The organism is Occallatibacter savannae (assembly GCF_003131205.1).
Classification (GTDB): domain Bacteria; phylum Acidobacteriota; class Terriglobia; order Terriglobales; family Acidobacteriaceae; genus Telmatobacter; species Telmatobacter savannae.
On sequence record NZ_QFFY01000002.1, the window covers coordinates 644,437 to 660,376 of the forward strand.

The following is a 15,940-nucleotide window of genomic DNA, read 5'->3' on the forward strand; positions in this document are numbered from 1 at the left end:
GCTTGCGCGTGTCCCGCTGCGCTGAGAACCTCAGAGAACCCTAGGGAAAACCCCGACAGACAGAGAATCATCAGAGAAGACTGCGTGGGGGATTCTGAGGGCTCAAAATGATTGATCCGAAGGTTCAGGTGCTCAAAGACACAGTCGAGAAGATCGAACGAAACCACAGCGACAATCCAGCGAGTTCCCAACTGAAGCAGATTCTGAACGAAAAAATCGAGGAGCTTGAAACTCTCGGCAATCGCGAACCTGAACCACTGGCCGAAAGCGATTAGGGTTGACCGAAAAGTATGCACCAAGCATCATCGACCGAGTACGCAGGCGCTTCTCACCGATTGCGATGGACACACTCTGTTTATCGGTTTTCTACTTCTTAAAAAGGGCTCCACAAGTCACAGAGATTTCACTACCGCTGCTCGTCTAGTATCTGCTGCGGAGCGGGAGTTCTTCCATTCCAAAGGCTTCAATCACTGTCCATAATTTACAGGGTGTGCAGGTTCTAGGTAATCGCCTCACGAGGGTCGATTCTTCCTTGACGTGCGAGGACTGGGGAAACCAACGATGCTCTTTACGCCGAGACAGAACAAACCCGCTTTCTGTCCAGTTTGCTTCGCGAGGGGGAAATCCGCTTCCGGTGCATTCCGAGTTCAGATGCCCGGATGGAGCAGCCATATCGCGAACAGGAACGACCAAAAAGCGGCCACCAACATGAACAGGACTGAGGCAGGACAATTCTGCCGTACTGCCGCACTCGGACGAAAGATTGGAACCCGATTTGGTGCGTGTGTCATTGTAGAAAACTCTTATAGCTAGTTCATGCGCTGCTCGCCGTACATGCGACGAACAGCGCGGGCCCACCGACTGCGTTGCAGTCGGGGTGCTTGCCCTGAGAGCGAAGCACCATACAAACTTGGATGCGGAAATCGCGAAGCAGAGAAGGTGCAGTTTTGGAGACTGCCGAGACCAAAGATTCTATTGTGAATGGGCGGGAGAGCCGAGTATCGTTCCTGCTCCATGGGGTGTTGGGTTCACGAAGAGCTATACCGAGAATGGAAACTGCTCGTCTGGAAGCAGCATGGAGCCCCGTGCGGATATGACAGCCCCGCTGTTCAACTGTTCTGGGAAATGGTCTCGCACCGGGGGAACTGTGAGGCCTGTCGTGATGAAGACAACGGGAAAACACTCCTGTTCCCGCCTTTAGATGCCCCATGAGAATAGGTGGCGAACGGTGACCCAGAGTGTATGCCCTGCCTTACAAATTGAGCTTCCGCGTTACGTAATCAGCAATATGGGTTCCGCAACTTCAAAAGCTCTAAACCACTGCATGATGGAAAGTCCTGTGCCACTTGCCGCCGCTCTTGGCTATTTTGAAGGTGCGTCCATCAAGCGACAGTTCGTAGACGCCATCCGGCAGGTCAACGTTGATCTTGACTACGTCAGGCTTCACGTAGACACATGTATCTATTTGCGGCATGGAAATCCTCACCGCACGAACTCGGCACGGAATGCGAACGCCTCTGTGGATGAGTAACGCATCCAACTCGACGATCTCACGGCGGGAACTCAAGGTTCGCTCAAAACTTAGAATGCGTCCAGACAAAGGTTAAGCACCCCTCTTGAAGTTCTGATGCACTTTGCTGAATGCGTGTGAGGGAGAAGTTTAGATCGTTGAAGTTCGTACTCAATGATTGCGCCGACGCTCCCGCCCTCTTTCCTGCTCTCCTCGAACGGGTCGGGCGTGGCTGTGATGGCTGAGGATAGAATTTCTCCTAAACCACTAAATCCAGTTGACTCCCCCGTTCGTACCTCTCATCGGGCGACGGCCGATTTCCGCCCTGTTCAAGGATCAGCGAAACGTCATTTGTTCAGGCGCAGACCTTGTTCGCGTCGTAAGCATCGAGCACCCTGAATTCCGCTGTCGGAGGAGCGGACGCAACCAGCGGTGAACGAGTCTCACTGTACCGCTTTCCCAGTAACGAACGAACCACCACGTTTCGGAGGTCTTCGTGTCAGATCATCAAGTTTCCCCAATTGAAGCCAACCGTCGCAACTTCCTCAAAGGCGCTGGGCTAACCGGCATTGGCTTTGCTACAGCGTTCGTCGGTCTTCCTGCGTCTCTGACCACAACTAAAGTCGAGGCCGCTGCGTTTAGCGATGTGGACATTCTCAACTTCGCTCTCAACCTCGAATACCTCGAAGCTGAGTTCTATGCGGTCTCCACTTATGGCTCGACTCTCGTAAAGCTCGGTGTGATCTCCGCAGAGGACGAAACCGGACCGACAACGGGAGGCAATCGGATACCCAATTTCTCAGCCTCTCCCCTCGCTGGTGTCGCCTCTGCTCTACGCAACGACGAGATCGATCACGTGAAGTATCTGCGCTCGGCATTGGGCTCCTCCGCAGCCAAGAAACCAGCTATCAACCTTAATGCCTTGGGATATGGCTATTCGAGCGTGAGTAGTTGGCTCAAGCTGGCGCGTCAGTTCGAAGATGTGGGAGTGAGCGCATATCTCGGTGCTGCTCCTCTCATCAGTAGTTCGGCGTACCTTGCAGCCGCAGCCGCAATACTCAGTGCCGAGGCGATGCACTCCGGCGCTATCCGTTGGGAGTGCGTCGGCAATGGTGTCGGCAGTCCGGCAGTGGATTCCATTGACATTCCACCAACGAGACAAGCTATCTTTGACCTGAATACCAAGGCATTGGCCATCCCGCGAACGCCATCTCAAGTCCTCAACATCGTTTATGCAGGTGGCCGTTCGATGGGCGGCTTCTTCCCGAACGGCATGAACGGCGGAATCACGACTCAGTGAAGAAAGCCCCGACGGCAACAAGGCCCCTGCAACGGCTTCCACCGTTGCGGGGTTCTGTCGGGCGGTCTCTCAGTCCTTTATTGTGTGTGGCACGAATAACATGAAGGCGTAGATTGGAATCTCACGGTTTAACACCAAAGGCAAATTCGTCCCGCGACTCGGTGGAAACGGCGGGCCACGCGGGTTTTTTTTGCCCGAGCAACCCCTCTAACGTGCGACTCGTCTCTTTCCATTTTGTGAAATGTTCGACCCCGGCCTGTTGACCTTATACGCGAATGGACAGAAGTCTACGCCAGCACGTCAAGGAACTCGAGAGAAAGGTTGAAGCGTACCGCGAGCAGCTAAAAGACTTCAACCTTTCACCCAATGAGCGAGTGAAAATGCGGGTACGTCTACACATTGCAGAACGCGCACTTGATCTATACAAGAAGGCATACGACCTAGAGCGCGAACTCTTAGAATGAGAGGGGTGAGAGTCTCACCTTTCAGGTGGCTTCTCCGGTCCAGCACGTTCAAGAGTTGATAGTTCGGACATCAACTTCTGAACCTCTTGCCGCGTAAGGTTGGTGGGGTTGGCTCTGAGAGCATTACGAATGCCCTCGATGATCATTTCTTCGGAAGTCAACGCCCGTTTGATAACCACGCGGCCCTCTACACACCTCTGACGCATGAAGCAGGTCAGAGTAATCATCCCGTCCGGAAGAAGTTCTCATCGGCGGCTTGAAACTCTGAACGCGGATCACGTTTGGCTACAGACTCCAGTTCCGCAATGGTTTGCTCCACCCCTTCCCGCAACTTGGCTAAGGCTGAACTATCGCCGGGTAGATGGCCACAACTCTCCACGAGGCTCAACGTAGTCTGAAGAACAGAGATAACGGTCCTCGCATACGGCATCATGTGCGCTATGCTCCTTGGTGGGAATGGGGGAGTATTTACCTCGCACGATAAATTGTGCGGCTCAGTTGTTCAAGCCTCCGCCTCCCTGACGGTTTACAGACTGGTACCCTCCAATACGAACCAAAAGGGATTCTTGACTGGTTACCCGACGAGCACGGTAGCGTTGGCGTCAACGACCCCTGCATGGGTCATTACACAGGTATGTTGGGGAGGGCTCACTCTCGGGGGAGAGGTGGTCTCCCCACCTGTGTTTGCGAGCCGGCGACTTATGGGCAACGCTGGCCGCGAAGATCGAATCTACGCAGAACACTGGGGCGAAATAGCGCAATGCACCGCAACTCGTGGAACGGTTGCGGGTCCTTTTTACCCCCAGCCCTGAGGTAAGAGGGCGAGAACCATCGGCGTTTGTGATTTCCCCAGTCATCTCCAAACTGGCGAACCGTTACCTTTCGGTTAGAAGGCCGGGGTTTCACCTGAGTTGAAGCGAAATCGAAGAATTGATAATCTTGTGCTATCCCCCAAGCAAGATGTAGAGGTTCAAATGCAGTACCCTCACCGCCTAAACTCAGATGGCTCTGTCGATTCCATCTGCCCGACTTGCATTGCCACCGTCGCCACCGCCTTCTCAGAAGCCGACCTGAGACGGGCTGAAGAGGCCCATACCTGCGAATCATGGCGTATCGCGTATTACGATCGCCGTTCGAACGTTGCTTTCCGCCTTCCGCCAGCACCGAGCCACCAACTCGCTTGGCAGCAGGGTTAAGCAGGGTTCACGTTAAATCAGAAAGGCCTCTGATCCCACTGGTATTCGTTGCTGGCCCAGTTGGCTAGGCCAGCCTTTTCCAGACGTTGTTCGTAGGCACGCTGTGCTGCAATCTGAGCAGATAGTTTGCTCTCGGATGTTCCTGTTTGTAACGTCTTCCCGTTGACTACCCGCAGTGACCACCGCCAGTCGTCTGGAGTCTCAGAGGACACGCACAATTCGATGATCATGCTCTCCAAGCGCAAAACGCAGATGTATGTCATTGAAGCCCGAAGATCACTGTTGAGGATGCACCCAAACTGCTATGCGATAGCGGAATCGCCTTCTGCTTCAGCTTCTGCAAGTTCTGTAGTGCGCGGTTCAATGACTTGAACCACGTGAATCCTCGACTTCGTTTCGGCCTTGGCTACTTCCAACTCCAAGATGCGCTTCAAAATATCGGCTTTGAGAGTCACGTAGGCTGGGTCACTCGTATTGACGGTGGGGTCGTCTTCGAGGCTCTGGAGAGTCTTGCGCAGAGCCTCCGCAGTGCTGGATAACAGGTAGCCCATGACAGCAGAGATAGGACAGAGCAGTCCGAACAAATTTTGATGTGAACCGGCCTGTAAACGTTGCCATTTCGGGCAGACGTAAAGGGGCACTATCCCAAAATTTGGGAGAGAGGCCCGCATCCGACCCGTGCTTACACCTGCGGGCCTCCCGGACCACGGGCCAATGGTCTCAACAGACGATAGAGCAAAAGCCGATGAAGACAAATGGCATATTGGTGCAAGGCCTAATCCCCACCCACTACTTCGCGTGCGCTCCATCTTCTAATCGGGCATACAGAACGTCAGGTTCCTTCAGTACGCTGAACTCCGTGATCAGGTGAGCGGCGAACTGCTGAATCCAGCGAACCTCATCCTCGCTCAGGTCCGGGGAGTGCTGAAGATGCAGAACTGCTGTCTCCACTAAATTTCGGACGTGAATAGAAGGTTGCTCCATTCGGGGTCCGATGCGAGTACATATCCAAGGGTTTTCCCTAGTTGGCAAGAACTTTCTGGTTTCCACAGAGCGATTCTGGCATTGTCTTCACATGGTTGACCACGACGAGCTTATCCTTCGCTCAAGGAGACTCGTGGCAGAGAGCCGCGAACTCATCAACAAGTCTCGCGTGATTGACAGTTGTTTCGACGAGCAGATGTCAAAATCCTTAGACGCGATAGCCACGTCTCAAGACCTGATCCGAGAGCGCGACAAGGAATCAGACACAAAGGCTCTTAAGCACGTCTGACAATCTCAAAGTCTCCCTGAGCCGACATCAACTCTTCCCATTCCGGATTGTATCGTCGCGCCTCCTCAGGTGGGCAACGGTGACGAACTTCATGGATCATCAGATCGTCCTCATGGAGCACGGTTCCTACAGTCCGAAAGCAGCATCGACAGATTGAATCTACCGTGCCATCTGGGTTGAATCGGTGCATGAAACCGTGCGCCATTTTTTGCCATCCTTCTGCGGAAGAGTTCAGACTAGGCGCAAAATTTGCCTCCGCGCAACTGGGACAAATCCGAGTGTGGTTGTGCATTTCCAAAGACACTTCCCTGCGGCGGCAAGACGACCGAAAGAGTCGAATCAGTCAATGTCCGATCTTCAGTCGAGCTTAAGCTGCGATGGATAGAAAAGTCGGATGTCAACAGGGCAAAGTAGGAAACAGCAGATGCTCCAGACTCTGAAACAACACTCAATAAAATCGACAGCGATCCGGACAAGACCCCTTCAGTTATCGTCTCCGAGAAATACTGGCGCAACGGATTGAAGAAATCGAGGGTCAGGGTTTGACCAGCGGTCCTCAATTCCCGACACAAGAGGTCAAGTTGAAGTTGGATCAATCGCTCCTCAGCGATGCCAACGCGATAACAGAGCGCGAGGGCATCTCTCTGGAGGACTTCATCCTATACGCGGTCGGAGAAAAGATAGTGCGTTCCTAGACGAGACGAAGCTGATCGTCCGATTGCTCCCCCAGATCACCGCCGATGTGATAGAGACGGGAATTCTCTTTGCTCGCCCACCACGTGTCGATGGGACAAGGCCACGACGAGAATGAAAGCCAATACCACAGACCCGAAAACAACCAGAACAAACATACGGCACGAGCGGCGTGTATTACGCTGTTCTTCGATGTTCATTTCATAGCTCTCTAAATATCTAAGTATGCTGTCCTTCACACCATGGACGTTGATGGACGGAAAGCCCGCTGAGGATCGTCGCTTCGCCCGAGTCTCAGGGCAGCAGGGTCGATACCAACGAACTCACACTTGATATAGATGCCCAAAGATTGTGGTGAGGCGGAGTTTTTCAGGTTCCCGCTCAGTATTCTCAGCACAGCACGCAGTGGAGGTTGGACACGCTGCTTTTCGTTGGTGTCGCTGTCTTCGTGGTGAAATCTGTAGCCTGTTTCAAGGTTTGCCGGATCGCTTGCCTCTTAAATGCGGAGGCAAGCGTCTCCGAAGGTCGTACACTTTCCAATATGACGATCGAACGAATCCTCGCCGAAATCGACTCCGAAATCGCACGCCTCAAGCAAGTCCGCGCTCTCCTTTCCACGACACCCACAAACGACAGTGCCAAGCCCGTGCGCAAACGCCGAAAGCTGAGTGCCGCCGCCCGGAAGAAAATTGCAGAAGCTCAGCGGAAGCGTTGGGCGAAGAAGAAGGGTGCAGCAGCGAAATAGGTTTGAACACACGACAAAATTTCATCCAAACATATTCCCGAACTGGTAACCGTGGCGCGACCGTGAATTGAGGGATTGGAGGAAACGATGGCGTCCCCACAGTTGACATCGCTACAAGTGCAGCAACTGTCTGATGCAGTCGTTCAGTACATTGCATCTCAACACGAAGCATACCTACCATTCGCCATGCCGCTTGCAGAGGAGCAACGTCTTGCGATGGAGGGGTTCTTTGTCCCTGAAGTCGTTGACGGGGTTCGACTGGTCGTGCTTCAGAACAGTCGTGTCCAGAATCCCGCCTTCTACCCGCAGCTTTTGCAAATGGGTTTTCAGAACTTGCCAGATTTCCGAACGATGGCTGCAATCACCTTCGGAAATGTCGTGGTCTCCCATCTGCCCTTCACTGATGGATTGCTATTTCATGAGCTTGTTCATGTTGAACAGTATCGACAGCTTGGAATCCCGCACTTCTCAAGTCTGTACGTTCGTGGGTTTCTTTCTGGTGGAGGATACGAAGGAATTCCCCTTGAGAGGAATGCCTATGCGCTCGGGGCACGATTTGAAGGGAACCCTCAGCAGAGGTTCTCAGTGAGTAATGAAGTTGCAGAATGGATACAGAACGACCGGTTCTGAATAGAAAAACGAGCCCCGAGGAATTAGAATGCACCAATTCACTCGCTACATCGGCATCGACTACTCCGGCGCGGAGACAGCAGACTCCAGTTGTAAGGGTATCCGCGTGTTCATGGCAGAGGACTCCGGTGAGCCGATACAGATTCAACCCCCGCCGAGCCCTCGCCGGTACTGGACACGCCGAGGTTTGGCCAAATGGCTGTGCGACGAGCTTGGTGGCGACACCCCGACCATTGTTGGCATTGACCACGCGTTTTCATTTCCGCAGACCTACTTCGAGAAGTACAGGCTCTCTAGCGATTGGCAAGATTTCTTGCTCGATTTCAGATACCACTGGCCGACCGACGAACGAAACACTTACGTCTCCTTCATACGGGATGACCCTTCACGGAGCGGCAAGCGGACAGGAGAGCGGAGTTGGTTCCGACTGACAGAAAGATGGACGCCAACCGCGAAGTCTGTATTCGGGTTTGGCGTGAACGGGGAGGTAGCGGCTTCGACACACGCTGGATTGCCTTGGCTCCTCTACTTGAGAAAGAACTGTGAACGCCCGATTCATTTCTGGCCTTTCGACGGATGGGAAATTCCCGAGGGCAAGTCGGTTGTCGCCGAAGTCTATCCGGCATTGTGGATGAGGCGGTTCCCGAAGGATGACCGTGACGGCGATGAGCAAGCAGCGTATGCAGCGGCTGCATGGCTGGAACGTGCTGACCGCGACGGCACTCTCAACGGATTTCTCAATCCGAGTTTGACGCCAGAGGAACACGGAATCGCCAAAATCGAGGGCTGGATTTTGGGGGTGGTTTGATGCTTCATGTCACGAGGCGAGAAAAGAGAGACGTTGATGAGTGGTAGCGCAGATATGAATGGAGGTATATGAGACAGCCAGAAATCAAGCTTGGGCAAATAAAGCAAGTCGTCGAAATTGAGCCAATAACAAAGAAACACGTGGTGAAGCGTTACCGTATAGTCCACACAGATGCTGTAGGCGTAAACGGTTCAGTCCCCAATGAGGAACTTCTTAGCAAAGCTGTCGCTCGCATTATCAACGAAACCAAGGATGACGATACTGACGGGTCTATTCTGGAGCCACTTTAAGTGGGGTGGTTCAAATACCTCGGTCATAGGCCACAGGTTTCTTGCGGAATCTGCGCCTGATTTCCCTTCGCGACAGTGGTCAACTTGGTCTAGTCAATGAGCCATCGAGATGCCGGTCACGCCGGGGAAAAGCGGAATAGGCGGATAACGAGGTGTACCGCCTAACGAGAGCCCGGCTTACATCGCCGGGGCTCTTTACACTTCCATTTCCGGCGCAATCAGGCAGCGTCTGAACCACTCGAACGCTTCCGGCGTATCGGCGGCTTTCGGTTGGACGCCGCCAACTATAGGTGCCACTCGGACGCTTTAAATGGAAAACGGCCTCCGCGCCCACGCTGATTCGGTAGACCCACCGGCGTTATAATTTTGGCGACTGAATCCGAATCGCAAAACTGGCTTAGAAGGAACACATGTACTGTTCTGCTTGTGGTTTCCGCCTTGGTAGTCATGATGCGTTTTGTCCGCAGTGCGGCAAAGCCGTCACGCAGACAGTTCCAACTCCGCCGTCCGCCGCAATCCCACCAGCAGCCTACAAGGCCATTCAGTATCGCCATAAGATAGCGTTCGTTATTCTTTCTGTCTGCCTTGTTGCAGTCGTCCTATGGATTTCTCTTTCCGTCAAGAAGTCACCGAGTGGTAGTTCCACTCCATCGCCCGAGCAGCAGAATGCTCAGGCAGGGGCTTCCGTTTCCCCAACTACGCCGCAACCTCAAATTGTGCGGCCAACTGTTCCTTCTCCGAAATTCAAGATTTACAAGTTTATGACTGATGAGGGAATCTCTGTCGTTGTGCCTGTCAAAACTACGGACGAACAACTGAAGAGTCTTCTTTGGTTTTTTCGCGACAAGGTGCGGTCACACCGATTCAAAGACATTGGCCTGACTCATGGCACTTCGAAGCAGTGGGGAAATATAGGGTACTTATCCGGAATGATTTCAGTGTATAGAGGAGAGAAGTGCGCAAATGAACCGTTCGCGGATAATATCGGCTCCTGCGGCTACGGAGAACATGACGAAGCTTATTACCAATGGGGTATAGACGGAGACCAGAACAAAGATGCAGGTAGCATCGTCGTAAAAGGAAACGACGTTCAGGTCTTCGACTACAAGGATGGATGGCAAGTGGCTCCAGAGGCAGCAGCCAGCATTGAACAAGGAACGAAGTCTGAGCAGGCCGCACGCGATGGGTTCGCTCAGCGGCTCCAACAACGTCTCACTTCGATGGGTTACGACATTACGGTTTGGGCGCACGGCGAAGGAGATACGCAAGAGCAAGACTTGGTTCTCGACTCCGATATGTTCAAAGACACCGCCACCCGGGTACAGTTCATAAATGGCGTATTGCCAAGCTGGAAAAAGGATTTATGCAAGGTGGGGTTTCGGACAGTAAAACTGCGGCAAGGGAGCGTCTTCGAATTGGGTCAAGACTACTCCTTAGGCTGCGAGCACCTGTAACCAGCACGGCACGGCTGAATTCCCGTGTACGAGATTGAGCGCACTACATGAAGAAAATTTCGATTGCTCTTTTGTTCGCAGTTTGTGGGCTAGGCTACGGTCAGTCTGCTTTGCGAATTGGTATGTCGAGACAAGAGGTTCTGTCCAAGCTTGGGTCTCCTCTCAAGTATTTCGACTCGGGTACGCAACTATACCTGAGGCATCCGCCAATTGTTGCTCAGGGAAATGTGTTCGAGGTTTATTCTCGGCGGTTGTTGGGAAGCAGTTTCCAACTTAAAGTTCATTACGCCGACGATTTGAGCCAATCCCGACTTTACCCGACACGACGACTTGATTGGCTTGTCGTAGAATTTGACCGGCCACAGCCGCTCAGGCAGGTGCTTCGTACGTGCCCCGAAATTGTAATGTTATGTCGCCAAGGCTGCACGCTCCGACATGGCAGCGAATCGAAGGATGTGAAGATTGCAGACGTGGCAAAGACGATATCGATAAGCGCAAATTATTGGGACGAACAGGGCGAGATGCAAGATGTGAAAAATATGGAAGACCCTGTTTCGCGAGTCAATATGGAGAAGTACTTTGAATCACCACTAAGCGAAGAGGATTTAGGAGGCTGGACTACTCCATCTCCAAAACGATAGAAGCGAGGATTCCCTCTGCTGTTCAACTGGTTCGCAGACTAACGGTTTTTAACCAATCGCCAGTCGCCAATTGCACGGGCAAATACCCGCAATATTGAGGAGTTGCGGAAAGAGGTTTGTTGACCAGTGGATAGCTGCGGTCGAGGAACTGATCATCGCCGGAGATACAGAACTCTAGTGAAACTGAGTAAGCCCTTGCTGTCGTTCTTGACGCCGTCCTCGGTAAGGTTTATCGCAGTATTATCCGGAAATGTCCAGAGCGCCTCTTTATATGGCAGTCCAAAGTTCTTACTCACCTTCAGCTGCTCTTGCGTGGGCGATCCGAACTGAGATGTAAGCTTTGCTCTCTGAGATGCATAAGAGCTTCTGGTAAATACCCACACCTGCGAGAGTATTCCGTCAGGTGTGCCCTTTGTGAAGACGAGGTTATATGCCTCATAAGAGCCTTTGAACAACTTGTCAATCATCTCTTGCGCATCGCTCGTGCTTGGGGGAGTTAAGCCGGCGCTGTTTTCCTCGAGGTACGGAAGCTTGCTTATCGGAATGCCTGCCTTCCGCATAGCGTCGCAGACTGACTCGCCAATCACAAACGGTCCCGCGTGCATAGCAAGGTTGGATCGCGTCGGATTGCAGGCGCTCGCTGAGTGCGCCGTATCTGCACTAGCGTGATGCGCTACACGCTCCTCTCCTTTCCGCGTGGCTTCACTTCTATACTCGAAACCTGACCATAGTGCCTTTGACCTGCTTCCGCTTCCTACTTCGTCTATGTCGTAATATCCATTTGTTGTCGTGCTATCAATTTGCAAATTACCGAAACCATGGAACACCTTGCGGTACTCCTTGCCTACCCGAGTCAGAACGACCCATGAGCATCCTCCTGACCCGCAGAACTGGGGCACATTGAGATCGACCACTGTCCCAAGCACGCCGCTTGGGCTCAGTGCGACTGTTCGGTAGGTCAGTGCGTTCAAGAAGTCCGCACGACAGAATTCGGAGCCGCTTTGGCCGTCGCAAGCTTCGGTCTCCTCTATTCTCAGTGCACTTTCAAACGCTAACTTATCAGCACTGATCGAGGCATCTCCCTTATGGCAGCGATATGTCAATTGTTCTGGGTGAAACGTGTCACTTTCCGGAATCGAAATCAGTTTGTATCCCTTTGGGCATTCCGACAGACCGACTTTACAACCTTCTCCAGACATATAGAAGAACCCATCTGGACAATTCGTACCGTCCTCGATAGTTGCGATCGAGCAAAGAGGGTAGAACACCACGGAGTCCTTCGTGCGCTGCTCTTCTAAATTCGATACGGCTCCGGTTGGACATTGCGTGACGCTTGCAAGTCGCCCGTAGGCCTTACCATTCAGCATCATAGCCATGGACATGGCATTACGATTGCCATGCGCAGAAGCTTGTCGGTACCAGTGCAGAGCCTCTACTTTATCTTTCGGGACAGTATCGCCTAGATCGTAGGCGAGGCCGAGAGCACACATTGCATCGTCATTGCCGTCATCAGCAGCTTTGCGATACCACTGAAGTGCTTGTCTATGATCCTTTGATAATCCTGCTAAGCCATTCGCATATATCTCACCAATCGTAAACTCACCAAGAGCGTTATGTTGTTTTGCTGCTTTCTCTGCCCAGACGAGCGCCATGGAGCCATCCGAAGCCAGACCTCCCTGCCCCTTCAAGTAAAAAACACTCACTCGTGCCTCGGCTTCAGCATCTCCTTGGTTAGCGGCTTTCTGGTACCACTGCAATGCTTCGAACCAGTCTTTTCGCAAGCCACCTTTTCCAATTTCGTATGCTATTCCAAGATTGACTTGAGCAGTCGAGTAGCCTGCTTCTGCTGACTTTCTCAGCAAAACGGCTGCCCGAGCCTCATCTTTGGTCAGCCCTCCACGGCCGCTTAGGTACATCCTCCCCAAATTGTATTGAGCGGGTGGAAAGCCTTTGTCCGCTGCCTCTTTGTACCAGAAGACCGCTTGCGCATCGTCTTTTGGATGGCCGCTCGTGCCGAATTCGAAATCTTGCCCCAGTGTATTCTGAGTTTCTGATGTGCTCTCACGAGTTTGCGGAGTCGCTGGCGCTGGAGGTGCTGGGGCAGAAACCGCTGCGCCGAGTACGAAATCTACGCTTATTCGTGAGTGTATTTCGGCTGCGATTCCGTTGATCAAGAAGGGTTCCCACTTCCACTGACTAACCGCCTCGATTGCTGATTGTGTGAGCAGGGGCGGCCCGCTTACGAAAGTCGTTGATTTGGCCGTACCATCTTTTCCGACGACGACGTCGAGTACAACGGTTCCTTGCACGTGACCCGCTTTCGCAACTGGCGGATAAAGGGGCGCTACCCTCTGAATAAGATGCCCTCCGGTTATCTGACCTCGCAGAGCTGAATTGTCAGCCTGAGCTTTCAGTTGAACCACGCTAGACGCAGTGCTGACGACAATAATTACAAGGCGCAGGATCGATTTGCATCTGGTGCGCAGGTAAACCGAGCCTTCGATGATGCCGAACTTTGGTGGCATTTTAGTTCGTGAAATTCTACAGCCCCATGCGTATCAGATCAAGATTTCTCTCCGGCAGTTGGGTACCAGAGTTCGGAGCTTGGCAAGAAGCATGGCTACCTATCTGACTATACCTTTAGACTTGCCTGAGGTACCCGGCACTGGCAGCAGGCGGAGGATGGACGCCCTATCGCTTTGACAACTCTTCTTGGCATCGAGGTATTAAACACGGATGAGCGGGCACAAGCGTCAAGGTTGGGCCCCGTCGCAGGAGTCCTACCATTCGAGTTCCTCCTTTTTGAAATTGATGAACACGGGGCGTCCTTCCCGGTTCTGGAACACTTCAATGGCGAGTGCTTTGCCCTCCGCAGTCGCCTCGCTTAGAAGCGGCTGGAGTTCGTCCGCCTCGGAAAGAGAAACCAGCGCGTTGTTCAGGGATTCACTCGGCAGATTGCGCACATCCTTGCTCGGACGGAACCTGACGATCACATGGTCGATCATGCTGCGACCTCCTCATTGAGGCCGTGGATGGCTGTCATCTTTTGAGCCTCGCGAACCCAGCGCACGACGCTCGCTCTGCTTACGCCGTACCGCTTTGCTACGGCGGTCAGGCTCATTCCCTTCATACGGTCTTCGATGAGACTCGCGTGATCAAGATCGAGGGGCCGGCGACCCACACGTAAGCCTTCCAGCCTCCTACGTCGTATCCCGGCTCGGACACGCTCGACAATGAAGCTCTTCTCCATCTCGGCGATGCAGCCGAGCATTGTCACGAACATACGTCCGGTCGGCGTGCTGGTGTCTACCGCCTCCCTCGCGGAAATGATTTGGATGTTCGCTGATTCTGCCTCATCAATGATGGCGATGAAGTTTTTGGTCGAGCGTGCAAGTCTATCGAAGGCTGCTGTAAGGATTACGGAGAAGCGGCCCCGACGCCCGTCACGCATCATGGCGTCAATACCGGGTCGTCTTGCTTTTGAACCTGAGATTCCGTGGTCGCAATAGGTCGCAACGACCTCGAAACCACGCTGAGCCGCAATCTCCCGAAGCTGGATGAGTTGGGACTCGGGATGCTGGTCTACCGTTGAGGTTCTTGCGTATAGGGCCGCTTTTTTCATATGGGATGCCTCCTCATACTTCAAGCACTTTGATGGATTGCGTTACTCGCTTCTCGCCTTCCTCGTTGGGAAGACCTCGGCGACTTGCGAATGGCTGTAGCCAGAGTCACGGAGCAAGGCTTCTCGATAATCAGAGAATGCCTCGGCGAGGTAGCGGTGGGAGCCCGGCCATGAATGAGCGAAGGCAGTGAAGAGCCTAACCGTAGCGGATAAGTAGCGTTTTATGGGCTTGAAAAGCTGCCAACCATTCCGCGATTGCCTCATCCAGTTCTCGGTCGGATTGGCTCATGAGACGTCGCTCCTAATCGGCTTATTATGCCCATCGCGCATATTGCCTGTCGGACATATTATATTCGATCATGAATGCCGGAATCAAGACTATTATGCCCAGTGGTCAGAACATATAATCTAAGTGTGGGCTGGAAATTGCAGAGAGTGGCGGTCTGCGACGTCTGCGGACACGTCTGGATTCCGTCTGTGGAGTACCCCAAACTTTGCGCGTCTAAAAAATGCCGGAGCACCTTGTGGGACAAGAATGGAGTCGATGGGCGGACAAGAGAAGCGCGTACCAATGCCAAGCGTGGCCGAAAGGCGAAGACTTCGACTGCAAGGCTCTTACCTCGAATATAGCTCCCGGATTAAGAACCTGATTCCGTCTAAGATTGACAGTGCTTCGTCGTCGCTGCGGGTTGGCCGACTATGCATCACTTGGTTGCATTTTTTGTTCAACTGGAATGCCATATCGAGTAAATCTTGCGCGAACACATCTCCCCTCTCTCTAACCATCTTTAGTAGGCCTCCAAGATTCACCCCATCGTAGGACACTGCGTGAAGCTTGTGAGAGACGTTCTTTGAGAGCCTGTTCGAACGCGGCCCGAGCGACGGCCACAGCCGCGAGCATGAAACCGTGGATGTAACATCTGGTCGCCTCAGCGATGTACTGGTTCGTTTGTTCGGATGGGGTGGAGATAGCATCCAGCTTTGCGAGGAGCAGCGTGCGTGAAATCATCTCCGGGATGGCATGAAGCTGAGGGTATACGTAATATCCGTCTAGCCAACTCTCGACGAGTTCTCTGTTATTCTGAACAAATTCCTCAAAGGAATCTGAGCTTGGCGTTGTACCCTCTACCTGTTGTCGGCATCTGACGAAGAGATTGACCAGTTCACCGCGAACTCTATTCTCGTTTGGGTCAATCGAGCCGTCCTCATCTGCGTAAATCACATCCTCGGAACCTTCGGTCAGTTGTAACATCCATTCGGAAAGCTTCTCGACAGTCATCTATTCCCCCGTCTACTATTCCCCCCTTCTACTGG

General features: G+C 52.9%; 13 protein-coding genes. 6 read left to right on the forward strand and 7 right to left on the reverse strand.

What is annotated here, in order from left to right:
• The first annotated feature begins 107 nt into the window (after window positions 1-107).
• Window positions 108-275 carry a hypothetical protein gene (locus tag DHV10_RS27045; RefSeq protein ID WP_162601397.1) on the forward strand — a complete coding sequence of 56 codons (168 nt, stop codon included), beginning with the start codon at window positions 108-110 and terminating at the stop codon, window positions 273-275.
• A 1,037-nt stretch (window positions 276-1,312) separates the two neighbouring features.
• Here DHV10_RS27045 and DHV10_RS27050 read toward each other — a convergent pair.
• Complete coding sequence (locus DHV10_RS27050; protein ID WP_162601398.1) at window positions 1,313-1,474, reverse strand: hypothetical protein; 162 nt, start codon at window positions 1,472-1,474, stop codon at window positions 1,313-1,315.
• 532 nt (window positions 1,475-2,006) lie between these two features.
• Between DHV10_RS27050 and DHV10_RS10200 the strand changes: the two genes are divergently transcribed.
• Window positions 2,007-2,810: a ferritin-like domain-containing protein gene (locus tag DHV10_RS10200; protein WP_109486537.1), complete on the forward strand. Its 804-nt coding sequence runs from the start codon at window positions 2,007-2,009 to the stop codon at window positions 2,808-2,810.
• Between the two features lie 1,962 nt (window positions 2,811-4,772).
• On the opposite strand, the gene DHV10_RS10225 is transcribed toward DHV10_RS10200, so the two are convergent.
• Entirely contained in the window at window positions 4,773-5,021 is a 249-nt protein-coding gene (locus DHV10_RS10225) for a hypothetical protein (RefSeq protein ID WP_109486235.1), read from the reverse strand.
• Between the two features lie 238 nt (window positions 5,022-5,259).
• On the reverse strand, window positions 5,260-5,421 hold the full coding sequence (locus tag DHV10_RS27055; RefSeq protein WP_162601399.1) for a hypothetical protein: 162 nt from the start codon (window positions 5,419-5,421) through the stop codon (window positions 5,260-5,262).
• Window positions 5,422-7,268: 1,847 nt separating this feature from the next.
• On the opposite strand from DHV10_RS27055, the gene DHV10_RS10240 reads away from it, so the two are divergent.
• From DHV10_RS10240 to DHV10_RS10260, 4 genes are all read left to right on the forward strand, one after another.
• Window positions 7,269-7,811, forward strand: a complete 543-nt coding sequence (locus tag DHV10_RS10240) for a hypothetical protein (RefSeq protein WP_109486238.1) — start codon at window positions 7,269-7,271, stop codon at window positions 7,809-7,811.
• Between the two features lie 28 nt (window positions 7,812-7,839).
• Window positions 7,840-8,619 (forward strand): hypothetical protein, encoded by a 780-nt coding sequence (locus tag DHV10_RS10245; RefSeq protein ID WP_109486239.1) that lies wholly within the window; start codon window positions 7,840-7,842, stop codon window positions 8,617-8,619.
• Window positions 8,620-9,319: 700 nt separating this feature from the next.
• The gene (locus DHV10_RS10255; protein ID WP_162601400.1) at window positions 9,320-10,363 is read left to right on the forward strand and encodes a zinc ribbon domain-containing protein; all 1,044 of its coding nucleotides are present in this window, start codon (window positions 9,320-9,322) and stop codon (window positions 10,361-10,363) included.
• Between the two features lie 47 nt (window positions 10,364-10,410).
• Window positions 10,411-11,004 carry a hypothetical protein gene (locus tag DHV10_RS10260; RefSeq protein ID WP_109486242.1) on the forward strand — a complete coding sequence of 198 codons (594 nt, stop codon included), beginning with the start codon at window positions 10,411-10,413 and terminating at the stop codon, window positions 11,002-11,004.
• 152 nt (window positions 11,005-11,156) lie between these two features.
• Here the strand turns inward: DHV10_RS10260 and DHV10_RS10265 are convergent, their stop codons facing one another.
• The 4 genes from DHV10_RS10265 to DHV10_RS10285 form a co-directional block, all read right to left on the reverse strand.
• Window positions 11,157-13,529: an energy transducer TonB gene (locus DHV10_RS10265; protein ID WP_109486243.1), complete on the reverse strand. Its 2,373-nt coding sequence runs from the start codon at window positions 13,527-13,529 to the stop codon at window positions 11,157-11,159.
• Between the two features lie 255 nt (window positions 13,530-13,784).
• A complete protein-coding gene (locus tag DHV10_RS10270; RefSeq protein ID WP_109486244.1) occupies window positions 13,785-14,009 on the reverse strand; it encodes a hypothetical protein in 225 nt (74 codons plus the stop codon).
• Window positions 14,006-14,626 carry a recombinase family protein gene (locus DHV10_RS10275; RefSeq protein ID WP_109486245.1) on the reverse strand — a complete coding sequence of 207 codons (621 nt, stop codon included), beginning with the start codon at window positions 14,624-14,626 and terminating at the stop codon, window positions 14,006-14,008. The genes DHV10_RS10270 and DHV10_RS10275 overlap by 4 nt, the downstream gene beginning before the upstream one ends.
• 778 nt (window positions 14,627-15,404) lie before the next feature.
• A complete protein-coding gene (locus tag DHV10_RS10285; RefSeq protein ID WP_109486247.1) occupies window positions 15,405-15,905 on the reverse strand; it encodes a hypothetical protein in 501 nt (166 codons plus the stop codon).
• Between the last annotated feature and the right edge of the window lie 35 nt (window positions 15,906-15,940).